The organism is Shewanella sp. ULN5, assembly GCF_030731885.1.
Taxonomy (GTDB): domain Bacteria; phylum Pseudomonadota; class Gammaproteobacteria; order Enterobacterales; family Shewanellaceae; genus Shewanella; species Shewanella holmiensis.
The window spans coordinates 149,662-175,653 of the sequence record NZ_JAPJEE010000006.1 but is presented as its reverse complement, the minus strand read 5'-3'; the positions used below and the strand labels follow the sequence as shown (position 1 = coordinate 175,653).

Genomic DNA, 25,992 nt, shown 5'->3' with positions numbered 1-25,992 from the left:
AGTGCCCTATGCCCAACATCACATCGCTTGATCTGTACCAATATCAAATTGATTTAAATGTGCCATTACCCGTTGCGAAGCAGCGTATTGATCATCGGGTTGGTATTATTGTGAATGTGGTTTTAGATAATGGCCAACAGGCTTTTGCTGAAGTAGCCCCCTTAGCAGGTATCGATATTGAAGGTTTGCAACTGCAAGGGTTTAGCCATGAAACCATTGAACAGGTCACAGCTGAACTCACCCAGTTACAAAGCACATTAATGGGTAAAGACGTTAATGAACTCAACACAGCTGTTGCTAACAGTGCATATCCTTCAGTTCAATTTGGCTTAAGTGTGTTGCTTGCAAAATGCTTACAACAATTTCCTGCCAGAGTGAAAACGCAGGCTAATATCCCTTTGCTGTACCACGGGCTATCCGCCTCGGCGATTGATAATAAATTGGCCGATTTAGCCAATATCAACAGCGTAAAAATCAAAGTTGCCCAAACGGATATGGACAGTGAAATCGCGTTTGTGCATCAGATGTTAGCCCGTAAGCCAAGTTTAACCCTACGACTTGATGCCAATCGTGGTTTTACCCTTAATCAAGCGGTCGACTTTTTAGCCTGCTTACCAAAAAAACAAATTGAGTACGTTGAAGAGCCTTGCCTGCAACCCAGCGATAATATTGAATTATATAAGCAACTTGGCATTAAATACGCACTTGATGAATTTCTGCTCACCGCTGATTTAGACTTCGATAAACTCTTACAAAACCAACCCGGCATCGGGGCATTCATTTTAAAACCTATGCTGCTTGGTTCATTAAGTAAAATGCAAGAGATTGTCAGCCTTGCCGATCACCAAGGTGTGCGTTGTATTTTAAGCTCAAGTTTAGAATCGGATGTAGGCATCACAGATTTGGCGTTTATCAGCCAAGCACTCACTCCTGATAATCCTCCAGGGCTTGATACCTTAAGTGCATTTAGCCAACGTTTGTTAGATGAAAATGGTCAGTTAAAGCTTAATAAGCTTAAACTGATTACAGGCTAGACGGCATTATGATGTTATCGCCCGTTCAACAAGCCGCGCAGCAATCACCTGATAATGCTGCAGTGCTACTTGAAGGCACGCCGATACCTTACGCGAGTTGGGCAGCGCAAGTTTCTGCGCTGTCTGCTAACCTGCAAAGACAAGGGGTAGTGCCAGGAGCAATCATTGCAGCGATTGTCCCTGTTAATCAAAACTCAAATCACGACTTAGCCCAGCAAACCTTTGCAGTCATGACGCTTTATTGGGCGTGTGTTGAAATTGGCGCCATATTTTTTCCCATCAACGGCCGCTTTTCGGTGAGTCAAATCGAGCAACTGATTAGGCGTTTTCAGATCCATTTTATTTGGCAAAATGATAAAGTTGTGACCCAAGAACGCCATCCCGCGTTAATTGACTTAACTCAAAACATCACCACTGTTCATCAGCTAGACAATGGTCAACTCGGCAATGATCAACTCGACAATAGTCAGCCCGCTTATACCTTACAAAAAATAAACCCGCACAAGCCAGTTAATATCATTTTGACATCAGGCTCCAGTGGTACGCCCAAAGCGGCCGTGCATGGGTTAATCAATCATATTGCCAGCGCTCAGGGATCAAGCCGTTATATCCCACTGCATCATAACGACCGTTGGTTATTGTCATTACCCTTGTTTCACATAGGCGGCTTGGCCATTGTGAATCGCTGCGCCCTTGCCAAAGCCTGTATTGTGATTAAATCAAACCGCATCGCCTTGGCGCAGCAACTTGAAGATGAAGCCATCACCCACGTATCTATGGTGCCAACCCAAGCCATTGAAATTGTGCAACAAGCGCCACAGGCGTTAGGCTCATTAAAGGCCTTATTACTTGGTGGCGGCGTTATTGACGCCGCATTGATTGAAGCCCTAGCACAGACAAAAGTGAACACTTACACAAGCTATGGCATGACAGAAATGAGTTCGCAAATCACCACGGCAAAAGCCAACCTACAGCAACATCATGGTCGCGCATTACCTAATCGACAATTGAAACTGGTTGATGATGTAATCTGGGTAAAAGGCGAGTGTTTGTTTCAAGGCTATTTAAGTGTTAATGAACAGCAACATCAACTGGATTTACCCGTTGATGAACAAGGTTGGTTTTGCACACAGGATCGTGGCCAATTAAATGAAAAAGGCCAACTCATCCTACTCGGCCGAGCGGACAATATGTTTATTTGTGGTGGCGAGAATATTCAACCTGAAGAAATTGAATCCGTGTTACTGCAACACCCTTTGGTCAACAAAGCCTTAGTGTTTGGACTTGCTGATGAAAAGTTTGGGTTATTACCCGCTGCGATAATTGAATATAAGCAAGATGAATTACCTGCAAACATTGAACAACAACTCGCTCAAATGGTGACACAACAACTGGCCAGCTTTAAGCGTCCACGACATTTCTATACCTGGCCAAATATCACAATGGATGGCCTGAAAATTAATCGTAAACGCGTTATTTCAGATGTAATAAGTACCGTTCATAAATCAAAAAATTGATAAGTTATCCATTCTAAACTTAACCTGATTTACTGGTTACTGACTCAATCATCCTCTTTGTCGAAGAACATCCAGTAAAAGCGCTGACAGGTTAACCCTTTCAGCGCCACTTACATTAGCAATCCATTATTAATAGTTGCTTAAAACTTAGTTTGAAACGCCAAGCTGAAATGCCGACCTTCTCCTAATGTCACATCCGTATTAGTGCCTCCGGCAAGGTATTCTGTATCAAATACGTTTTTCACATTAAAACGGACACTCATATCAACATCACTAACAGCAAACGTATACGCAGCACCAAAATCGAATCTAACATAATCTTCTTTAATGATGGTGTTTTGAGTATTGGCAAACCGCTCTCCAACATAAACAGCACCAAAATTTAGCGCTAAAGCATCACTAACTTCATAGCGGGTCCACACATTGGCCGACCACTCAGGCGCATCGACAGGCGTTTTTCCATCTAAATTTTGAGTATCTTCTGCACTGGTGATGTACTTAGCATCTAAATACATCATTGAACTGGTGATAAACAGATTATCGGTCAGCTCTCCCTGAGCCCCCATTTCAAAACCACGATGATGCTGCTTACCATTTTGCGTAGTAATATATTCTTTATCCCCAATGGGCTGTGCCAGCTGCTCTTGCACTGTCACATTGGTCACAGTGGTATCAAAGATAGCTCCCGTTAATAATAAGCCACTATCAAATAGCTCCCATTTTGTCCCAAGCTCAAATTGCTCACCGTATTCAGGGTTTAAGTTCATTCCTTCATTAACATCATTGTCACTAGTGACGATTGATTGCGGATTGAAACTTTTTGAGTAGTTCGCATAAATACTGCCGTTATCAGTGGGCGAATATATCACGCCAAACTTAGGCGATAACGAATGGCTATTTTCCCCTGCGCCGTCTTTTTTCTGCTCGTCATAACGCACCCCGGCCAATATCTGCCACTGCTGATTAATAGTAATTAAATCTTGAATATAAAAACCATAGTGCTGGTAGCTTGTTTCAGTATTGACCTGCCCTTGGTTATAATCTAAATCCGGTTGCGGCACATACTCACCAGGCATAACGTGTTGCTTCTTCTCGCCATCATCGCGTTTTTGACCATAGTAATAATCTAAAATATTTGCGCCAATGAGCAATTGATGATCAACACCAAAGGCTGATAATTCACCAGTAAAATCCATATAAGCCGTTTTATGCTGCCAATCATCATGACGATCAAACGCACTAATATAGTAGCCATCTTCAAATGGATTTTCAGATCCAGTCATTAATGCGGGTGAGGAGTCTAGGCGTTGGCGAGTGAAGGTTTGGTGGTTGTAACCGGTTTTCATTTTCCAGTCGTCGGTGATATACCAGCTCAAATCAGCGCCAAGGTTTTGCACATGATTATCGGTAAAAGCCCATGACATATCCCAAATATCTTCACGTTCGCCGATTAACTCGCCGCTGCTATCTAACCAACCACCGCGGTCAATGCCAGTTTTGTCATCGGTGTAATCATATTTAATCGATAGCAACACATCATCGGTTAAGTCGAATTCAAGATTAAGATAACCTAAAAATCGATCGCGTTCCTGCTGGCTATTATCATCCTGATATTCTCGCCAATAGCGGGTGTCCTGCTTGACGAGAACACTGCGATAACGAATGGTTTGTGCATCGTTTAAGCTCCCACCCGCATCTAATTGCACCCGGGTTGAACCATGCTCATCAGTATCCACTTCAAAATTAAATGCTGTATCATATGTTGGCTTTTTGGTCACCATATTGATTAAGCCACCTGGGCCTGATTGACCATATAGCATACTTGAAGGGCCTTTAAGCACCTCAACCTGCTGCAGGGTTTCAATAGGTTGCACATAATGAGAAAACTGCTGCTGACCATTAATTAAAAAACCACTACCGGAATCAAGCTCGAAACCGCGAATATTAAACACCTGACGGTTCCATTTTTCACTGCCACTGGTCACACTTGAGTCATTCACTAGCACCTCAGATAAATTGGTGGCTAGTTGCTCATCCGTAACAAAACTTGGGATTACGTTTACCGATTGTGGCGTATCCATTAGGTCAATATCGCCTCTCATCGCCCCAGAAGATGAACCCACTTTATAGTTATTAAAGTTCATGCCCATAATTTGGATACGTTCGATATTTAATGAGAAATCCTCACCGTAAAGGTTACTGGTCGTTGATGATGACGGCGGTGCTTGCTCTTCAGCGAAAACAACAACGGAAAGTAAGCTACTAATAACGGCAATTGCAATTGGTGAAACCTTCATTTCTTTACCCTAACGTTAAATTTAACTTTTGCCCAAACCAACTGAACATTAATGATAGTTATTATCATTATCATTAGTGGATGAGTAAAATAGATTTTCAACATTAAGATAATTAATGTGACATTCATCATTAACCATTGAAAAACAACTGATAAAAACAAACACAAATCACCATTAAGTCACACAAACAAGAACCTAAAGCCAACAATAAATCAATGGCCCTTACATGTGCTACAAACTGTAAAGTTCTGGGTGATTACATTAGGCCATACATTCGATTGCTTCACATTTTTACCCATCTTTACACTTCTTTAATTGATGAATTAAATGAGATTAATTATCATTCTCGAAAATAACATTCGTGACGACCAACATCGCCTTGTCGCTAAGCAATTTCATGCGTTCATCAATAAGCGCTATAACACGTTGAGAAAGTAAAATATGAAAGTAGTACCAGCTTTAAAATGGTTTCATAACTGGGTAGGTTTTTTTATCAGTATCACAATGCTTATTGTGCTGACAACTGGGGTATACCTAGGTGGCATGGACATACTTAAACGTATAGATGATCACGGACAAACCTTTGTTGCACTCAACACCGTTGAAAAAGCACAAATACTACAAACCATATTTGAACGCTATCCACAAATGAGCTCTGTGCGTTTTCCAACTGAGCATACCCCATATATTGAAGCCGCCACACGTGGTAAATCTATCGCACTTGATACTCAATTGAATGAATTAGCGATACATGCCAACCATGATATTGCGTTCTACAGCACAATGTTTTGGTTACACCGTAATTTTTTATTGGACGATGTGGGCAAATATACCAATGCCTGGGCCTCTTTGGCTGGCGGAGTCATTACATTAGTTGGCATATATTTATGGTGGCGGGTACGTAAAGGATTTAGATTAAAGCACAGCATTCCAACTGATACGCGCTCAAGCAGCTTGGTAAAGAGCCATATCCAATTAGGTTTATTTATTTCTGTGCCATTATTTATCTTATGTCTTAGTGGTTTTTTAATTACTTATAAAGGACTGTGGACCGGCCATTTACAACACCAAGCAGAAGAAACGCTAAGCTACCCTAGCAGCAAACCTAATGACTGGCTCAGCCAACTCGAAACAGCACAACGTTTATGGCCACAAGCCATACTAGTGTCGGTTAATAAGCCTAGGGGTTCGGCAGACGAAAGCATCGAACCTGCAGATTTGATCTATAGCATTCGCTTTGATAGCCACAGCGATGTGTGGTTAAGACAGGCCGATAATATCACCATGAACTACAACACAGGTAAAATAGAATCGGCATTAAAATACAGTGACCGTGCACTATCAGGAAGAATTGCTAGTTTTGTTAGACCGTTGCACGATGCGCTAAACATGCCACTTAGCTATGTAGTATTAATTACATCTATCTCTATTGTGGCGATATTTATTTTGCTATTCAGTACCGTCACTTTTTATAGAAGAACCTTTAAGTCGAAAACGGCTACACGTTAATAGCCAGTTACGCCTAATTAAATAGCGGCCAATGGGCCGCTATTTCTCATTGACTATAATTTAATTTTTGATGACGGCTTGTGCTGTTCCAGCGATAGAATCATAAACAATTTTAATCTCTGCCTGATTTCGATTGCCACTATCACCCAAGGTTCTCAAGACATAAGTACATTGGGTTTGACCATCTGGGTTTACGTCAGCTTGATGACGATATGATTCATAATCACTATCATTATTACTATTGGCAATCGCCACCGAAGGTGGGTTTGTTAACAGTCCATTCCATAAATCCACACACCCTTGCTGACCACGACCAATATTTTTAGGTTGGCCCATCGGATTACCTTTATCTGACCCAATAGGGTAACCAAACGAATTAATGTCGAGATCATTATTACCAAAACCCGGTAAATCATTCATCGCGCCCTGATTGCCAAGGATCTGCCAACGAGTATGCACAAACGTTAAACTCTGTTGGTAAGCCGCTGCGGTTGCTTTCACATCACTGATGGCGGCATCACGTTTAATGTCGAGAAATTTCTGCGCAGCAATAACAGCTAAAATCGCCAACACAATAATTACCACTACTAACTCGATGAGTGTAAAGCCGCGCTGCTTTTTACTTATGCTAAACAATGCTATCTCCCTTGTTAAAACGATATATTGATACTGTAACACCAAGGTTGTTTGAAACAAAAAAACGCGCCCTTTTGGCGCGTTTTTATCGAACAGACTCGCATCATTATGCGTAAGAATGCTCGCCATGCTGGTGATCGGTTACGTCACGCACGCCCGTTAATTCACCTGGGAACATATCAAGTAACTGCTTCTCGATCCCATCCTTTAAAGTAATGTCAACTTGTGAGCAACCATTACAGCCACCACCAAATTGAAGTACTGCAACACCTTCTGGTGAAATTTCAACCAACATAATGTTGCCACCATGGCTAGCAAGCTGTGGGTTAATTTCAGATTGAATAACGTATTCAATACGCTCGGTTAATGGCGCATCATCAGCCACTTTGCGCATTTTGGCATTTGGGGCTTTTAAAGTTAACTGCGAACCCATTTGATCAGAAACATAGTCAATGGTGGCTTCTTGTAGAAAAGGCACACTTTTCTCATCAACCATAGCCTTGAAACCATTGAAAGGTAATTCCATGTCATCATCTTCTACCGCATCTGGTGGGCAATAAGATACGCCACATTCAGCTTGCGCGGTACCAGGGCTGATAACAAACACACGAATATGCGTGCCTTCGGCTTGATCAGCTAACAATTTAACAAAATGCGCCTGAGCTGCTTCGGAAATGGTAATCATAAAACCTGCTCCGTCAGGGTATACCTGAGTAAATTAGTAAGAATTAGCGCTATGATACTCCGTGTTGCATTTTGTTTGTAGCCCTCATAGTGGTTTGTTGTCGAAAAAATGCGATAAATCACACCCTTTTAATGGCACTTATCGCCATTTGGCATTAAGGTTAAGCCATTCTGGCTTGATTTATTGATGTTGATTACCATGACTTTTATTCGTTTATTGTGCTTACTACTCACCAGCTTAATTCTGAGTGCATCGCTGAGTGCTCAACCAGCACCATCTAAACTTGATTTAGCAATGGGCAACATTCAACTGGATAAAAATGTAACCTCTCCAGAAGCCTTTTTAGGATATCCGCTTGGTGAGTGGCATTTGCGTCATGATCAAATCAATTTCTATCTAAAAACCTTGGCCAATCAAAGTCCACGAGTCTCATTAGATAGCGCAGGTTTAAGTCATGAAGCCCGTGATCAGCTCACCGCTGTAATTACCTCAGACAAAAACCAGCGAAATTTAATCCAGATTTTGCAGCAACGCAGTCAAGTAAAACAAGGGACTTCCCAACAAGGGCCTCTGGTCATTTGGCTGGCATATTCAATTCATGGTGACGAAGCAAGCGGTGCCCATGCAGCACTCGCTTTTAGCTATTATTTAGCCGCAAGCCAAGAACCTTGGGTGAAGCAGTTATTAGAACAGGCTGTAGTGTTGATCACCCCAAGCCAAAACCCCGATGGATTTGACCGTTTTGCGACCTGGGCAAACAATCATCAAGGTCAAACTCTTGTTACCGATGAAAACCATCGTGAGCATTGGCAAGATTGGCCAACGGGCAGAGGCAACCATTACTTTGCGGATTTAAACCGTGACTGGTTGTTTTTACGCCATAAAGAGTCGCAAGGTCGCGTAGCATTTTTCCATAAATGGCAGCCACACTATGTAGGTGACTTTCATGAAATGTGGCATAACCAATCTTACTTTTTTCAACCAGGAGTGGTAGACCGCATCTATCCATTAACCCCAAAAGCAAATCATGAACTCACCGAAAAACTCGCCGATTTTCACCGCAAAGCCCTAGATGAGGCAAAGCAGGTGTATTTTAGTGGTCAGTTATTTGATGATTTCTTTTATGGAAAAGGTTCAACTTACCCCGACATCAATGGCTCGGTAGGCGTATTATTTGAACAGGCTAGCGCCCGAGGGCAAGCACAAGCCTCGGCTAATGGCACTGTCACTTTTCAAACCGGTATAGCGAACCATTTTGCCACTTCGATTTCAAGTGTGCAGGGAGCATTTGCCCTCAAACAAGCACTTATCGATTACCAAGCCGAGTTTTTCAGCGACAAACAACCCGAAGACCAAGTGCGCAGTAAAGGCCGCTTAATTCGCGCATTAAACGATCCCGCTCGTCGTGATGAGCTGATTAATTTATTCAGCCAGCATCACATCCAATTTAATTACCTAACCAAGTCATTATTCCATTCAGGGCAAGAGTATCGTCCTCTGGACAGTATTTTTGTTGCTGATAATCAGCCGCAGCAAGCATTATTGAGTGCACTGTTTGATAAACGAACCGATTTTAAAGATCCTACTTTTTACGATATTTCTACCTGGGATATTGAATCAGCTTTAGGGTTAAATGTGGTGCCGAATGTCACTCCAGATATTGATGTGCTAACAAGTCGTCCGATGCAATATCATCAGCTTAAATTGAATAACAGCGCCGCGCCACCATGGCCACAAAACAGCGTCGCGTTATTGGTTAATTGGCAACAATCACCCGCCAGCGGATTTGTCCATCAATTAGTCGCAAAAGGTGTGCAGGTTAAGTTTGCTAATCAGGAATTTAGTCTACAGCAAACACAAAACGATCTGACTATTCAGAAAAAATTTGTTGCTGGCAGTATACAAATTCCCTTAAAACAAACGGGAAAAAGCATAGCCGAGGTGAAACAACTCACCTGGGAAGCCGCAACTCAATGGCAAGTGGACGTTATCGCTACCACAAGTTCAGCTAATTTTACCGGCATCGACTTAGGTTCTGACGATTTCATCACCATCAAACCTGTCGTCCCAATGATCATTAGTGGCTATGGCAGTGATGCTTTTGAAGTTGGTGAAATTTGGTATCACTTAGATAAAAAACTCTCTGTCCCCGTTAGCTTGGTAAATGCAGAACGCATCAATGGCCTTGATTTAAGCCGCTATACCCATGTATTTATGACTGAAGGTCACTTTAGCAGCATGAATGATATTAGCGCCCGCAAGCTCGGACAATTTGTACAAAATGGTGGTGTGATTATCGCCCAAAAAGCGGCGTTAACATGGCTTAATAAACGTAATGTGTTAACTCAGGAAGTGCAAACAGAGCGTTATTACAGCAAACTGTTTAACAGTGATGGCTTACGCTTTAGCGATCAGGCCGCCTTTAAAGCTAAGCAGCATATTGGCGGCGCCATTGTTAACCTGGCTGTAGACTCATCCCATCCGTTAACCTTTGGTATGCCAAACACGGTCGCAGTGATGAAAAACAAACCATTGGCATTTGAAACCCATTCAGCTCCTTTTACCGTTGCGGGACAATATCAAGATAAATTATTGTCTAGTGGGTATATGGCACAGGAATATCAACGCGCCTTTGCTAACAAGCCAGCCATGATAGTGGAACGAAAAGGCAAGGGAGCGATTGTGGGATTTGCCGATAATATGATGTTCAGAAATATCTGGTTAGGCAGCGATAAAGTCTACGCCAATGCCTTATATTTTATCCAGGCAGCACCTTAAAGCGACTCACGTAACTCAGGTGCTTCCGCGCGGGCGAGGCACCATGCCTGAGTGGCAATGTGATGCTGCTTTAATAATATGGCAATCTCATTCACCGTTGTCCCCGTCGTCACCACATCATCGACAATCGCCACATGTTGATATGGGGCAAGGGTTACGCCTGTATTTAAAGGTTGTTGCTGTACTTTAAGAGCAAACGCCTGATGACAGTTATCCCGTCGCTGTTTACCATCCAGTCCAGCTTGCGGCGTAGTGTCTTGGCATCGAAAAATATATTCATCATCCATAGGGATATCCAACAAATCGCTCAATTGCTTTGCAATCAGCCAGGCCTGATTAAAGCCTCGCTGACGTAATCGATTGGCGTGTAATGGCACCGGAATAATCACCTGTGGCAAATCAATTAGGCCGTAGTTCACCAGTTGTTGTATTCGGTATGCCAATTGCTGTGACAATACATTCAATGCAGCCATCTGGCGCTGATACTTGATTGCACTTACCAAGTGACCCAACCCCTGATGATAACTGCATGGAGCTATTACTTTAATAGGAAGACTGACCATACATCTGCCGCAGTACTCTTGCAGCAGAGTTAGGGGTTTAGCACACCCTAAACACACTTCTGTTTGATACAAGCCACTGACTAAACACGTTTGGCAAATGCCGGTTAACATCCTCTGTGGAAATGTCTGTTGATAACCTTGTTGATCGATCCTTTGCTGGCACAGCAAGCAGCGGTTAGGTAAACTGCGACGCAATTCGAAGCTGAAATGATGCAATAACTGACGCATTTTTGTCAGCCAAAGCAGGGAAGATATACCAACATCCTTGTCACTTTCGTTGTCATTGAAAAATTTTTTACGCATTTTCACTATTCATTCCATTAAATAGAGGCAAAGCATTTGACCTACCCTAAACTGCATATCAATACCATAGGTAATGGCCAAGATATCGTGTTGCTGCACGGTTGGGGGGTAAATGGTGCGGTATTTGAACCGTTAAAACAGGCACTAAGTCAGTATAGAGTGCATTACGTTGACTTGCCCGGTTTTGGTGACAGCCCGATAATTAAAGGTGACATTTCAGACTGGGCCTCTGCGCTAATTCAGCAGCTGCCAAATAATGCCATTTGGTTAGGCTGGTCTCTAGGCGGTCTTGTCGCCACTCAAATTGCGTTAAATTTTCCCGATAAAATAAAAGCCCTGATCACTGTAGCCTCATCCCCCTGTTTTATGGCACATTTGGCTGAGACACCTCACCCTTGGCCAGGTATTGCACCGCAAGTATTAGAACAATTTTCCAGCCAGCTGCACCAAAACCTACCAAAAACCGTAGAGCGTTTTTTGGCGATTCAGGCAATGGGCAGTGAGACCGCTAAAACGGATATCCTCAAAATAAAGTCATTGGTATTGGCAAAACCGTTACCGTCCGAGACGAGTTTGCAACAGGGTTTAGATATGCTGGCTGAAGTTGATTTACGATCTCAGCTGCCCAATATGACGCTGCCTTGGTTAAGAATTTGGGGGAGATTAGATGGATTAGTGCCACGGAAAGCAGTAAACATGCTGAAAAAAAATACAAATGTGGAAGATATTATTTTAGCCAAAGCATCACATGCACCGTTTATTTCACATACTAGCTTATTTATCGAGCACATAAATCACTGGCTCAACACGCTTAAGCCCTAATTTCACTTTCACAACCTGATACAATTGGCTATAATTCAAACATATTGTCGGTAACGCATCCATCTTTCGATGTTGTATTTATGCATAAATACTGACTAAGGTGATTGACTATGTTGATTAATTCCCACTATCCACAGGTACCTTTAGCAACCAGTAATGTTGCGACGGATCTTGCACGAGTGGATAATCAACAAAAGCCGCCAATCATTCCTCCGCAACAACCCACCAAAAATCATCCTGAACGCGCCTATAATCCACAAAATGAGCGCACACCAGCGTATAAAATTGTTGAGCAAAAGCAGCAACAAGGTTCCAGTAATCAACAGCAAACTGCTCAACAAGCGCCGCTGAGCCAACCCGTAAGAGTCATTGCCAGCAATTCACCTACAATTCAGCGTAAAGACATTCGTATCAAGCTGCCTAGCTCGGCACAAACAGAAACCACGGCGCCGCATAATAAAAAAGCAGCAAATCATGCCTCGACACAAGATGCTGCTTATTTTCAATTGGTGCGCCAGCATGTTAGCCAATACTATGGCCAACACAAAACCTAACAACACTTAACGCAATTCTGTCTCAGCTTCTCGCTTAGGCAAACTAAACCAGTGCTGATTATAAGCCGCACTGCCCCATAAGGCCCAACCTAAGGCATTTTCTGCCTGTTGAGTATCAAGCTCACGTGACGTTAATGTTTCTTTGCTAAAGTCATACACAAAGCTCTTTGCTGGTTGTTCGGGTTGCAATATGGTGACGTTTTTGCCTTCTAAAAGAGCAAAGTTTTTATCATACTGCATCAACGCTCTTCCCTGCCAATCTGAGGCTTGCTGGGTTAAATCTCGGCCCAACATAGGGTAACTGCCTGATATTCCAATCATAGATAATAAGGTTGGCGCCATATCAATTTGACTAACCACCCTAGGATCGCGCTTGGCATCAACACCACCTCCCAAAATTAGTCCTGGAATTCTAAAGCGTGAAATCGGCACTAAGCTAGCACCTCCTACACGACTGTCATGATCCGCAACCACCAGAAACAGTGTATCGTTCCAATAATCCGCTTTTTGGGCTTTCTTGAAAAACTCACCTACAGCGTAATCAGCATATTTGACTGCATTGTGCATTGTGTATTGCGGCTGTTCATACAGTTCAATACGGTTATCAGGAAACTCATATGGATCATGGTTACTAGAGCTAAACACTAAACTAAAGAACGGTTTTCCCTGTTGGTGCATTTCAGTAAATTCATCATGAGCTCTGAATAATAGATCTTCATCAGAAACCCCCCAAGATGCCACAAACGCAGGGTTTTTATAGTCGTCTTGGTCGATAATTTGGCTAAAGCCATTACCTAAAAAGAAACTACGCATGTTATCAAAATGGCTCTCACCACCATAAATAAACTGGGTTAAGTAGCCCTGACGTTTCAATAATTCAGCGATAGTAAAAAAGTTAGTTTGGCTTTTACCTAACTTCACTACTGCCCTTGCAGGTGTAGGGGTAAACCCCGTGGTGATGGCTTCAATACCCCGCACTGAACGGGTCCCTGTAGCATAAAGATTTTCAAAAAACCAACCTTGGGAAGACAGCTCATCGATACTCGGGGTTAAGGGTAATCCACCCAAACTGCCGACAAACCTTGCCCCTAGACTCTCCTGTAAAATAATCACCAAATTTTTAGGATTACCTTGATAAGTGGCTTGGTTAAAGGTCAGACTTGGAAATTCATTAGAGGTAAATGCCTCTACAGAGCGGCCACTTTGCTGGCGAATGATATCGATTATTTTCTGCTGCTCTAACTTACCGTAGACTTTAGAGGCGTCCTGTTCATTGCCCATTTGCTTAATCGCAAATGTTAATGAGTAGCTTGAATTTAGCAGTAATGAATTGACTAAAGGATCATCTGAAAACGCCACCAATGAGGGGTTTAATGGACGATGTCCAAGAGAGGAGCGCGCACCTAAAATGGTGATACAAATAACAATAACCGCAAGCATCGGACGCCAATACCAACGGGGGAATCTAACATTACGAGTGAAATACCCAGATAACCGCCAACCACCAATTAGCGTAGTAACAGAAACAACTAAAGCTAATAACAGCTCTAATTTTCTGCCAGCCCACAACATTGACAGTACTTCTTTGGGATAAATCAAATATTCGACATATAAGCGATTAGGCCTTAACCCATATTCTTGAATAAATGATGGTGTAGAAATTTCAAGAAAAACAATCAGCCATAAACCTAGCGTTAACCAAATACGTAACAATACGGTCCACAATTTACCAATAGCATGCTTGCCTGATAATAATGCTGTGCCTAAGCCTGCAAGACCTAATAACCAACAAAGGGTTGCAAAATCAACACGCAACCCTTGCAAAATAATATGTGACCAACCTTGTGCATCATTCACTCGCTCTAATTGCCACAATGACAACCCTAAACGGCTAACTGTGGTGACTGCTAGAATGATTAATGCGAATATGATAATCGCTTTGAAGCTATGCTGATGTTTAGGGTAACGTGCTGATTTTATGTAGTCTTTATTCGACAGAAGGGATAATAACCCCATAAATTGCTCCAGTATATTATTTTTATTATGTGCTTGTGTATGACAAAGCAGGATGCGTTATGGCGATGTTAGCATGACTGTGTCTGTAATCATGATTTTATGCTTATCTTGAGTCATTAACTCTCTTTTATACTTATCAATCAATTGAATAATCTAATCTTTTATTAGACGTTAAAATCCAAATTAGGTTCAACTATCTTCTTATAAATATCACATTTACATAACCTTAACTGTCAACTGCAATGGTGACACTGAAAAACTCAACGTGATTCAATAAAATTCTCCGACACAAAACGAAAATCAAATTGATTTACTTGGGCTATTTTATCGACAATAGAGATGCAGTTCCAAGCTCACTGGGATAACGACGATGTCGACATCTTGAGTCTCGAAGAAGATGACAAGGGGCATGCCCGTAAGGAGCTTCGCACGACGTTTCAAACTCCAGCAAAGCTGCCAAATGGCCATCAGCCAAGCCTCTCATAGCAGTTGAACGTCAACGAACACATAAGGGTGTTACCACCATAAATACAGATTATTACTTAAGTTATTTACTTCTGGACATCGAACTTGCAGCCAAAGCTGTGCCTCAGCATTGGCACATCGAGAACCAGCAACACTGGGTGCTTGACGTCACCTTTAGGGAAGACTGTTCATGGATAAGTGACCGTGAAAACGCGAAGAAGATGGCGCTATTTAGGCGTATCGTGCTGAATATTTTAGAGCAGCATTCGCTAAATGCCAGTAAACCAACCAAAATAAGAAAGGCATCATGGAATAGCGATTTTAGAAACGAGATTTTTTGGTTAAGAGATTTAACAAAGCTTAATCCCGCCCTAGGCATTGAGCCCTCGATTTAGGCACTCCTCTTGGCATATATATTGAACAAAAAACTCTTAATCAATGGTATTTATTTGACTAACAACTAAAAAATGAAATAAAAAAAAATATCATCAATATAAAAATTATAAAATGCGATCTTTAGGTAAGTACTCGGCAATACTTATCTTTTTAAATAAAACATTTAAACATCTTTGAGAGTTTACATTGAAAATTGAACATCCAATCCATTTTATTTTTAAAAAAGTTTGTCGCTATCTAATAATGCTTTCTGTAGCACTTACTCTAAGTGCATGCGGTGATGACGATGGATTTCCAACAGCTGAAACATTTACCCCCCCGAAAGCTAGTAATTTAACCATCGGACCAGCAGCGTTAGTCGACACTCAAATTTCAGGTCAATATTTATACAGTGATAATGCCAAAAGACCAGAAGGTGACTCTGTACTTGAATGGTTTATTAATGATGAGTTCATTACTACATCGACAACATTCACTCCCGATAAAAAAAATGAAAATGATTGGGTAAAGTTTTGCATTACCCCTGTAGCCTCATACGGAAACAATAATATTGGCGATAAAGTCTGTAGTAAAAGCTTGGTTATTCAGGCCAAAATGGGCAGCGCGCCCGTGGCGAGTAATGTCGTTATCGCCGCGCCACTGCAACCGGGAAGTGCCACTACAGCCAGTTACAGCTACAGCGATGCCGATACCGATTTAGAAGGCGTAAGTCTGACACGTTGGCGTCTCAATGGTGTGGACAGCGGCAGCGGCCTGGCGTTTACCCTACCCGCTGACAGCGAAGGTAAAAACTTAGCGTTTTGTGTCACCCCTATTGCCCTTACCGGTGAGCCCAAGCAAGGGATGGAGGTTTGTGATACGCAAACCATTATCGGCAGCTATATTGCGCCTGTGGCCAGTAACTTGAGCATCACACCCCAAGCGATAACTGGGACACTTCTCACGGGTAACTACACTTACAGTGACAATGCCGCAAGACCTGAAGGCATTAGCCTCTATAGTTGGCGTGTCGATGGTAGCCAAGTTGGCAGCAATAGCACTGTTACCCTCGGAGTGGGCAGCGAAGGTAAGTCGCTCAGTTTCTGTGTCACCCCTGTTGCGAGCTACGGTAATAACAGTATTGGTAGCCAAGTATGCTCCACTCCCGCAACGATTCAACCGAAAGTAGGCAGCGCGCCCGTGGCGAGTAATGTCGTTATCGCCACGCCACTACAACCGGGAAGTGCCACTACAGCCAGTTACAGCTACAGCGATGCCGATGCCGATTTAGAAGGCGTAAGTCTGACACGTTGGCGCCTCAACGGTGTCGACAGCGGCAGCGGCCTGACGTTTACCCTACCCGTTGACAGCGAAGGTAAAAACTTAGCGTTTTGTGTCACCCCTATTGCCCTTACCGGTGAGCCCAAGCAAGGAATGGAGGTTTGTGATACGCAAACCATTATCGGCAGCTATATTGCGCCTGTGGCCAGTAACTTGAGCATCACACCCCAAGCGATAACTGGGACACTTCTCACGGGTAACTACACTTACAGTGACAATGCCGCAAGACCTGAAGGCATTAGCCTCTATAGTTGGCGTGTCGATGGTAGCCAAGTTGGCAGCAATAGCACTGTTACCCTCGGAGTGGACAGCGAAGGTAAGTCGCTCAGTTTCTGTGTCACCCCTGTTGCGAGCTACGGTAATAACAGTATTGGTAGCCAAGTATGCTCCACTCCCGCAACGATTCAACCGAAAGTAGGCAGCGCGCCCGTGGCGAGTAATGTCGTTATCGCCGCGCCACTGCAACCGGGAAGTGCCACTACAGCCAGTTACAGCTACAGCGATGCCGATACCGATTTAGAAGGCATAAGTCTGACACGTTGGCGCCTCAACGGTGTCGACAGCGGCAGCGGCCTGACGTTTACCCTACCCGTTGACAGCGAAGGTAAAAACTTAGCGTTTTGTGTCACCCCTATTGCCCTTACCGGTGAGCCCAAGCAAGGAATGGAGGTTTGTGATACGCAAACCATTATCGGCAGCTATATTGCGCCTGTGGCGACAAATCTCAGCTATTCGTTAGCGGCAGTGGTAGGTAATACGCTAATCGCAAGCTATGACTATAGCGACAGTAAGAGTCGGCCTGAAGGAGCGAGTTTACTTACTTGGAAAATTGATGGGATTGACTACGCCTCAGGTGACACATTATTGCTCCCTGTATCAGAGGAAACCAAAGATCTCAGTTTCTGCGTCACGCCGATCGCCAGTTTTGGTGAAAATGACACTGGATTAGAAGTCTGTACTCCGGTGGAAACGATTGCACCAAAACCAGGTAGCGCACCAATCGCTTCGAATCTTGTTTGGGATACTTTCCCCAAAGCTAACTCGCTACTCAGCGTCACATATGACTACAGCGACGCTGATGGCGACGTGGAAGGTATTAGTTTATATAGCTGGAGAATTGATAGCGTCGAAGTCAGTCAAAACATTGATTACACGCCACCAATCAATAGTGAGGGGCAATCAATCAGCTTTTGTGTTACCCCAGTAGCCGTTACTGGTTCGCCGAAAATTGGTAGTGAAACTTGTATCACCACGGCACTGGCTGCCATATTTTTAACCGGCGAACTCAAACTCTATGAAACCCTGACTTTAGACGTTAAAGGCTACTCAATATCAAGCGTCAGCTGGAAGTCGTCAAACCCATCACAAAATGCAGTGCGTTCCACCAATGTAAACAGCTACACCATAAATAGAGACCCTGAGGATGAAAGCGCCCTTGATCTTGTCGGTCATGATATCGAAGTGTGTGTTACCACTGCAGAGGAGGGGGAAATCTGCTTACTCGCATCGTCTTTTTCCGATAGCGAAGTAACGGGAGGGCTGCCTATCGCGCTTGATGGCAGTAACAATATTACTCAACGAGCTGTTGCACCAGTTGACTATATAGAACTCTCTATTGGTGGTGTAACTAAACGCCTACATCGTCCGCTGACGATCCATGAGTCCACACGCCTCAACGCATTACTTCCCTCTGCACCACTTCATGACGGCGAACGAAGTGAAAATGGTAGTGACGTTAAGTTTACCCTGTATACATGGCCAAATGCCGAGGCATTATGTACCGCTCGAGGTATGGCTCTTGCGGTTGAGGGAGATACAGATACGTCAGATCCCTTTGGTTTGAAGCAGTATTATGATGATACTCTGGCAAAGTATCCTTTATTGAGCCGTGCTCCCATCTCATTGGCTTATGGTTGGGCAACAGATGGTGATTATTATTGGAGTTCATCTGACGTAGGCGGTGGCTCACATAGAGATTTTTATATGGTTACAGGGTCACCAGGCACGCTTGCAGACACAATTCCGGAATATGCGGCTTGTATTGAAACTTTGCCCTAATCACATTTAAGTCAGAGCCAAACAAAGAGTAATTGATGTTCAATTACAAATGAAAAGTATTTTTAAGGTCTTCCCTTGGAGCAAGTTATGTTCGACCGTTATCTCTTTATTATTTTATCGACCTTGTCCGCTTTAATGCTAGCATCTGCAGTGAAAGCTGACGAAATCAAGACATCATCCACCACTATAGATAACTCAATTTATCTCGGTGCCAAAGCGGGCTGGATGCACTACCAAAATGCCTGTGAAGATTGGAATACCACTTGTGATGGTAACGACAAGGCTTACGGCTTATTCGCTGGCTATCAATTTACACAACATTTTGCATTTGAAGGTGCTTATCTAGACCTAGGAAAAGCCATTGCAACTTACCCTCAAACAGGGTTCGATGAAACATATATCGGCTCAATGACGGCTTGGGAAGCGTCGGTCCTCGGACGGTATGGCATTAGTGAAAACTGGGAGATATTAGCCAAATTGGGCTCGATAGCATGGCAAGGCGAAAACCAAGGGCCTTACAGTACTCGGTCTGACTCGGGCTGGGCTCCTATGGTTGGCATTGGTTTAGAATATCAGTGGTCCCCTTCATGGGCCGCGAGAATTGAGTATCAATATGTCAATAAGCTGGGCAGTGAAGATATTGGAGGAAGTAATGGGCACCTGACAACCTTAGGTGTTCACTATCGCTTTGGTCAGAGAACGGTAGCCTATGATTTACCAAGAAAAGTAGCTGTCGCCCCTGAGCTTCCCGTTTCAGCAGTAGAAACTAAAATAGATTCGCTTAAACAGGTGATTTTATTTAATTTTGATAGCAGTGCTTTGCAAGATGAAAATGAGCTAGAAGAAGTACTAACACAGCTACATAAATATCCAAAAGCGACGATCCTCATTAAAGGATATACTGATTCAGTAGGTGAAAATGATTATAATCAAAAGCTTTCAATGTCTCGAGCATTGTCAATATCTGACTATTTAATCGAAAAAGGCGTACAGCCACATCGAATAAAGTTAATCGCCTTTGGCGAATCATCTCCTGTAGCAACTAATGACGATCCAATTAAAAGATACCTTAATCGAAGAGTAGAGCTCGAAATACCTGCCTTGATAATAAGCGAATAAGGACATCGCAGAATAGTCATTTATCGTTACAGCATTGAGGATAGCCATACATTCTTTAAGTGCAATGTAATAAATGACTTACACGCAATATCTTTCCAAATTATCTTGTAATAATACCATTAGCAGACATCCAGTATTCATGCTTAATAACACGTAGTTGTTAAGCATGAATACTGAACACTTTAGAGCAAATCAACCCGCTTGATGAGCTTTATCAATCGTATAATAGAGTGTTTTTTAATCGTTACTTGAGCGTATTAGAGCGCTGACAGCCACAAAAATAAACTCCGCCGAAGCGAAGTTTATGTTGTCGAAATCATCATTCAGGTTAACTGCAGTGACTTACTTTTTCATTTTGGCAAACGCGTCGGCAAAGGCATTGCCCATTGCGGCATTGGTGGGTGCCTTAGAGCTATTAGCAGGCTTTTGGCCTTTTTTAACCGCTTGTGGCTTTTTAGCTTGCGTATTCTGTTGCGTTTTATTGACCTGGTTTGATGATGGTTGCGGCGTTTCATCAAGACGCATGCTTAAGCTGACTCTGCGGCGCTCAATATCCACTTCCATGACTTTTACCTTCACCACATCTCCCGCTTTTACGACGGTATGAGGATCACTAACAAATTTATCGGTAAGCGATGAGATATGCACTAAACCATCTTGATGCACCCCAACATCGACAAACGCACCAAAGTTAGTCACATTGGTTACCACGCCTTCAAGTATCATCTCAACCTTGAGATCTTTAAGCTCTTCTACGCCATCTTTGAAATTTGCGGTTTTAAACTCACCTCGTGGGTCGCGTCCAGGTTTATCGAGTTCAGCAAGAATATCGGTGATTGTCGGCAGACCAAATGATTCTGTGACAAATTGAGCGGCATTGATGCTCTTTAGCAATTCACTATTACCAATTAATTGGCCAACATCGTGTTTTGATGTTGCGGCGATGGCCTCAACTATCGAATAAGCTTCTGGATGCACGGCTGAGCCGTCTAATGGGTTATCACCTTGACGAATACGTAAGAATCCTGCGGCTTGTTCAAACGCTTTTGGGCCAAGACGCGCGACTTTCAACAATTGCTTACGGTTAGTAAATTGTCCATGTTCGTCACGATAATCCACGACGTTTTTGGCGAGGGTTTTATTTAATCCCGCAACCTGCGCTAATAACGGCGCAGATGCCATGTTTAAATCCACACCAACACTGTTTACGCAATCTTCTACCACAGCTTCTAACGATTGAGATAACTGACTTTGACTGACATCATGCTGATATTGCCCAACACCAATGGCTTTAGGTTCAATCTTCACTAATTCAGCTAATGGGTCTTGTAAGCGACGGGCGATTGAAACTGCGCCACGAATAGACACATCAAGATCAGGAAATTCATTCGCGGCAAACTCAGATGCCGAGTAAACAGAGGCGCCTGCTTCACTGACCATGACTTTGGTTAGACGTGGATGACTGTCTTTCACCATGGCAATTAACTCGCCCGCTAACTTGTCTGTCTCACGCGAGCCTGTACCGTTACCGATGGCAATGATATCTACCTTATGCATACCAATCAGGTTCGATAAGGTTTTAATGGATTTATCCCACAGGTTTTGCGGCGCATGGGGGAAAACCGTCGTGTGAGCCACTAACTTACCTGTGTTATCAACAATAGCCACTTTTACACCGGTACGAATACCAGGGTCTAATCCCATGGTCGCTTTCGCGCCAGCAGGGGCTGCCATCAATAAATCGCCTAGGTTACGGGCAAAGACTTTAATGGCTTCTTCTTCTGCGCTTTCACGCATTTTGGCAATAAATTCGGTTTCCATCTGTAAGGCGATTTTAATCCGCCATGTGGACGTCACGACCGTTTTTAACCATTGATCGACACTCGAATCGGTTAAGTTAAGTTTGAAGTGATCCGCAATAATCACCTCACAATAACTACCCTGACTTGCTTCAGTGTCAGGATCGGCATTAATGCTTAAACTTAAAATACCTTCATTACGACCACGTAGCATTGCTAAAGCTCGATGAGATGGTACTTTGGTAATCGCTTCACTCTGTTCAAAGTAATCGCGAAATTTTGCACCTTCTTTCTCTTTGCCTTTAATGACTTTACTTTCAAGTACAGCTTGTTGGGTTAAATGTTGACGGATTTTTAGCAGTAACTCGGCATCTTCTGCAAAACGCTCCATAAGAATATATCGCGCGCCATCTTGGACAGCTTTGGCATCGGCAAAACCTGCTTCAGAATCAATAAATTCAGCAGCTTTGGCATCAATATCAAGGGTGCGAACCGCCAGCAAGGCATCAACCAAAGGCTCGATACCCGCCTCTATCGCTATCTGTCCCTTGGTTCTGCGTTTCGGCTTGTAGGGTAAATACAAATCCTCAAGGCGAGTTTTGCTATCAGCGTCATTAATTGCCTGTGCTAAAGCTGGGGTTAACTTACCCTGAGCATCAATACTCGATAAGATAACTTGGCGGCGGTCGCTCATTTCAGTTAGGTAAGATAAACGAGAATACAGCTGACGTAGTTGAGTATCGTCTAAGCCGCCGGTTGCTTCTTTACGATATCGAGCAATAAAGGGCACTGTGGCGCCATCATTAAGTAGCGCGATAGTGGCATCAACCTGTTGTTGGCGTACATTCAATTCTTGAGCAATCAGTTGGGCAATATTTTGCATAGCAGGAGTTATATAGACTTAAATTTTAACATTGGCCCACAATACCACAAACCAACGATAACGTGATATTGCTAGTCATCATTAAGTCCAGCGTTACATCATGAATAAATTGATTTAATGATTTACTACAAAGATTTACTACAGCAACTATACTCATGTTTTAAGGATGAAAAAACACATGGTATTGGTATGACTGAATCAATAGACATTTTTCCTTGGGATGATAATTTTTGCACTGGACTGGCAAAGATTGATCATCAGCATAAAAAGTTAGTCGCAATTTTGAATCGACTTGCCAGTCATGCCGTGTTTGGCAACCAGCAACTCCAGTTAAACACTGTGTTTAAAGAGCTGGTTGATTACACGGTTTACCACTTTAAAACTGAAGAAGATATTTGGCATCAGTATTTATCTGATGATGATGTGGTAGACGATCATAAACTGAGCCACGACATCTTCATACAACAGGTACTTCAGCTACAGTCTGAATTGACCTCAACACCGTCAGATGCATTGCTTGAAAAAACAATCTCATTTTTGACTCAGTGGCTAGCGTCGCATATTTTAGAAAGTGATCGCTACATGGTCGTCTATGTTCTGGCACTTGAAAGTGGTATGAACAAACAAGAAGCTGAAGATTTTACCCAACAAAAAATGCAAGGCTCTACTCGTCATCTCATTAATGTCATTCTCTCCATCTATGCCAGCTTATCTACCAATACCTTGCATCTGATGCGTAAAACCAGATTAAGTGCTGAAATCCAACAGAAGTTAATTCGCAGTGAAAAACGCTTCGAAAAAGCAATGTACTATGCAAAGGTTGGGCATTGGGATCTTGCCAACTTAAACGGGCATTTTCAGTGGTCGGCGCAAATGTATAGCTTAATGGGCATAATAAAAGATGCCTCGCCCACGTTGACGTTATTAGCCGATATCATTCACCCTAAATATCGTTCTAAATTAATGGCATCGATGAAGTCTTGCTATCACAATGGCACCGAACATCATGTGCAATATCAAATCACCCGCCCAAGTGATAACCAAATAAGGTGGATTGAATGTCGTGGAAAGCGGGTTGTGACCGACAATGGCACCTTCTCTATTTCAGGATTTGCTCAAGACATAACAGAGTTCAAACAGGCAGAAATTAAGCTTATTGAACAGCAACAACAATTACAATTTATCTCTGATAATTCACCGTTTTACATAGCAAGGTGCGATGAAGCACAAAAATATATTTATGTATCTAAACCTTATGCCGCCTTATTTGGTTTACAACCTGATGATATTGTAGGCCAAACGGTTAAAGAAACAATGGGCGAGATAATATATGGCGAAGTAAAAAACCATATTGATAAGGTACTGTCTGGCACGCCAACCTCTTACGATTTATGCTTATTTTCTAAAGAGTTGCTGGTGCAATATGTGCCTGAGTTTGATGACCAACAAAACGTAGTTGGTTATATCACGGGTATTTCTGATATCACTGAGCGGAAGCAACTTGAACAAAAATTGCGTCTTGCGGCAAAGGTGTTCGAATCACAGGAAGGTATTTTTATTACTGATTCCGATAAGAACATTTTGCAAGCCAATTGTGCCTTTAGCAAAATAACCGGTTATCAAGAACAAGATATTATTGGCAAACCGCTGCAGTTATTTAATGGCGATCTTTATGATGAACAATTCTATAACCAGATTTGGGACAAACTGCGAGATGAAGACTGTTGGGAAGGCGAAATCTGGCATCAACATCAAAACGGCTCTACATTTCCGGCTTATTTATATGTAGATGCGGTACGTAATGATCAAAACCACATTACTAACTACATAGTCACCATCAACGATATTTCAACCCGCAAAAAAAATGAGAAAAAAATACAACAATTGGCTTTTTATGATCACCTCACCCAACTCCCTAACAGGCGCTTATTGTTGGATAGATTAAATCGGGTGATCATTTCTAACAAGCGGCTAAATAAGAATAATGCTTTATTATTTTTGGACATTGATCGCTTCAAAATGCTCAATGACACCTATGGACATGACATGGGAGACCTATTATTAACTTCAATCGCCGAAAGGTTAGCCGAATGCGTGCGTGAAGAAGATACCCTAGCCAGAATTGGTGGTGATGAGTTTGTCATTATTTTAGAAGGATTGAGTGAACAGAGCATTACTGCGGCCTCTCAAACTACCGAGATTTGCCATAAAATTTTAGCGGCCATGAGCCATTCATTTCAACTAAAAAACATTCAATATCATTGCAGTGCAAGCATCGGCGTAGTGTTATTCAATGATCCATCGGCCACCACTTCTGAAATCATGAAACAGGCTGATATCGCCATGTACCAAGCCAAAGTAGCTGGTCGAAACACCATGCGCTTTTTCGACCCCACAATGCAGGAAGAAATTTTAAAACGTGCCAAACTTGAAAATGAATTATTTGAGGCAGTTAAACACAATCATTTTAAATTATTTTACCAAATTCAAGTCAATCACCTACAGCAACCTATTGGAGCTGAAGCCCTTATTCGATGGTTACACCCACAAAAAGGTATCATTACCCCCGTAGAGTTTATTCCCTATGCAGAAGAGTCTGGGCTCATTTTAGCGATTGGTAGCTGGGTAATAGAAACCGCCTGCCAACAACTTAAACAATGGCAAACTCAACCTGCGACCAAAGCACTGACAATTTCCATCAATGTCAGTTCTAAACAATTTCGTCAGCCTGAATTTGTAGATCAAGTAATTGATACAATAAACAAATATGACATTAACCCATCTCGATTAAAAATGGAGTTAACAGAATCATTATTGTTAGATGACATTGGCAATACCATAGTGCAAATGCATGCCTTAGGTAAATTAGGGATTCAGTTTTCGTTAGATGATTTTGGTACCGGCTATTCTTCGCTGCAATACCTTAAAAAATTGCCGCTATACCAATTAAAAATAGACCGCTCGTTCGTGGGTGACCTAATCACAGATAAAAGTGATCAGTCGATTGTAAAAACCATTATTTCAATGGCTGAAAGCCTTGGTTTTTCGGTGATAGCAGAAGGTGTAGAAACCATTGAGCAACAACAGTTTCTTCAACGTGAAGGATGCTTATATTATCAAGGTTACTTATTTGGTAAGCCTGTGCCTATTAAAGAGTTTGAACTGCTTGTTAACGACATACAGGCACAAGATCAGTCAAAAACATCTGGTCTAAAACTCAATCATAGTGCCTAACATG

Annotated in this window: 15 protein-coding genes and 1 pseudogene; 10 read left to right on the top strand and 6 right to left on the bottom strand. The window is 42.6% G+C overall.

Going from position 1 to position 25,992, the window contains the following annotated elements; genetic code table 11:
• The first annotated feature begins 8 nt into the window (after positions 1-8).
• Both menC and menE read left to right on the top strand, forming a co-directional pair.
• Positions 9-1,034 carry an o-succinylbenzoate synthase gene (gene menC / locus ORI98_RS08170; RefSeq protein ID WP_261298620.1) on the top strand — a complete coding sequence of 342 codons (1,026 nt, stop codon included), beginning with the start codon at positions 9-11 and terminating at the stop codon, positions 1,032-1,034.
• 8 nt (positions 1,035-1,042) lie between these two features.
• Positions 1,043-2,551, top strand: coding sequence for an o-succinylbenzoate--CoA ligase (gene menE / locus ORI98_RS08165; protein WP_306134885.1), 1,509 nt, complete (start codon positions 1,043-1,045; stop codon positions 2,549-2,551).
• 140 nt (positions 2,552-2,691) lie between these two features.
• On the opposite strand, the gene ORI98_RS08160 is transcribed toward menE, so the two are convergent.
• Positions 2,692-4,848 (bottom strand): TonB-dependent siderophore receptor, encoded by a 2,157-nt coding sequence (locus tag ORI98_RS08160; RefSeq protein WP_306134884.1) that lies wholly within the window; start codon positions 4,846-4,848, stop codon positions 2,692-2,694.
• A gap of 441 nt (positions 4,849-5,289) precedes the next feature.
• On the opposite strand from ORI98_RS08160, the gene ORI98_RS08155 reads away from it, so the two are divergent.
• Positions 5,290-6,357, top strand: a complete 1,068-nt coding sequence (locus ORI98_RS08155) for a PepSY domain-containing protein (protein WP_306134883.1) — start codon at positions 5,290-5,292, stop codon at positions 6,355-6,357.
• A gap of 60 nt (positions 6,358-6,417) precedes the next feature.
• Here the strand turns inward: ORI98_RS08155 and ORI98_RS08150 are convergent, their stop codons facing one another.
• Together ORI98_RS08150 and nfuA are read right to left on the bottom strand one after the other, a co-directional pair.
• Positions 6,418-6,993: a type II secretion system protein gene (locus ORI98_RS08150; RefSeq protein WP_306134882.1), complete on the bottom strand. Its 576-nt coding sequence runs from the start codon at positions 6,991-6,993 to the stop codon at positions 6,418-6,420.
• Positions 6,994-7,099: 106 nt separating this feature from the next.
• Positions 7,100-7,678: a Fe-S biogenesis protein NfuA gene (gene nfuA, locus ORI98_RS08145; RefSeq protein ID WP_306134881.1), complete on the bottom strand. Its 579-nt coding sequence runs from the start codon at positions 7,676-7,678 to the stop codon at positions 7,100-7,102.
• A 198-nt stretch (positions 7,679-7,876) separates the two neighbouring features.
• Between nfuA and ORI98_RS08140 the strand changes: the two genes are divergently transcribed.
• On the top strand, positions 7,877-10,456 hold the full coding sequence (locus ORI98_RS08140; protein ID WP_306134880.1) for a M14 family zinc carboxypeptidase: 2,580 nt from the start codon (positions 7,877-7,879) through the stop codon (positions 10,454-10,456).
• Here ORI98_RS08140 and ORI98_RS08135 read toward each other — a convergent pair.
• On the bottom strand, positions 10,453-11,322 hold the full coding sequence (locus ORI98_RS08135; RefSeq protein WP_306134879.1) for a ComF family protein: 870 nt from the start codon (positions 11,320-11,322) through the stop codon (positions 10,453-10,455). The genes ORI98_RS08140 and ORI98_RS08135 overlap by 4 nt on opposite strands.
• A 36-nt stretch (positions 11,323-11,358) precedes the next feature.
• Between ORI98_RS08135 and bioH the strand changes: the two genes are divergently transcribed.
• Both bioH and ORI98_RS08125 read left to right on the top strand, forming a co-directional pair.
• The gene (gene bioH, locus ORI98_RS08130; RefSeq protein ID WP_306134878.1) at positions 11,359-12,144 is read left to right on the top strand and encodes a pimeloyl-ACP methyl ester esterase BioH; all 786 of its coding nucleotides are present in this window, start codon (positions 11,359-11,361) and stop codon (positions 12,142-12,144) included.
• A 110-nt stretch (positions 12,145-12,254) separates the two neighbouring features.
• Complete coding sequence (locus ORI98_RS08125; RefSeq protein ID WP_306134877.1) at positions 12,255-12,698, top strand: hypothetical protein; 444 nt, start codon at positions 12,255-12,257, stop codon at positions 12,696-12,698.
• Positions 12,699-12,704: 6 nt separating this feature from the next.
• On the opposite strand, the gene ORI98_RS08120 is transcribed toward ORI98_RS08125, so the two are convergent.
• Positions 12,705-14,714 (bottom strand): LTA synthase family protein, encoded by a 2,010-nt coding sequence (locus ORI98_RS08120; protein WP_306134876.1) that lies wholly within the window; start codon positions 14,712-14,714, stop codon positions 12,705-12,707.
• Between the two features lie 333 nt (positions 14,715-15,047).
• Between ORI98_RS08120 and ORI98_RS08115 the strand changes: the two are divergent.
• From ORI98_RS08115 to ORI98_RS08105, 3 genes and pseudogenes are all read left to right on the top strand, one after another.
• Positions 15,048-15,574 (top strand): annotated as a pseudogene (locus ORI98_RS08115) (ISAs1 family transposase); the annotation flags it as partial.
• A 244-nt stretch (positions 15,575-15,818) separates the two neighbouring features.
• Positions 15,819-18,953, top strand: coding sequence for a hypothetical protein (locus ORI98_RS08110; protein ID WP_306134875.1), 3,135 nt, complete (start codon positions 15,819-15,821; stop codon positions 18,951-18,953).
• Between the two features lie 87 nt (positions 18,954-19,040).
• Positions 19,041-20,072 carry an OmpA family protein gene (locus ORI98_RS08105; RefSeq protein ID WP_306134874.1) on the top strand — a complete coding sequence of 344 codons (1,032 nt, stop codon included), beginning with the start codon at positions 19,041-19,043 and terminating at the stop codon, positions 20,070-20,072.
• Between the two features lie 342 nt (positions 20,073-20,414).
• Here ORI98_RS08105 and ORI98_RS08100 read toward each other — a convergent pair whose 3' ends face one another.
• A complete protein-coding gene (locus ORI98_RS08100; RefSeq protein ID WP_306134873.1) occupies positions 20,415-22,754 on the bottom strand; it encodes a Tex family protein in 2,340 nt (779 codons plus the stop codon).
• Positions 22,755-22,943: 189 nt separating this feature from the next.
• Between ORI98_RS08100 and ORI98_RS08095 the strand changes: the two genes are divergently transcribed.
• Complete coding sequence (locus tag ORI98_RS08095) at positions 22,944-25,988, top strand: bacteriohemerythrin (protein WP_306134872.1); 3,045 nt, start codon at positions 22,944-22,946, stop codon at positions 25,986-25,988.
• Positions 25,989-25,992: the final 4 nt, after the last annotated feature.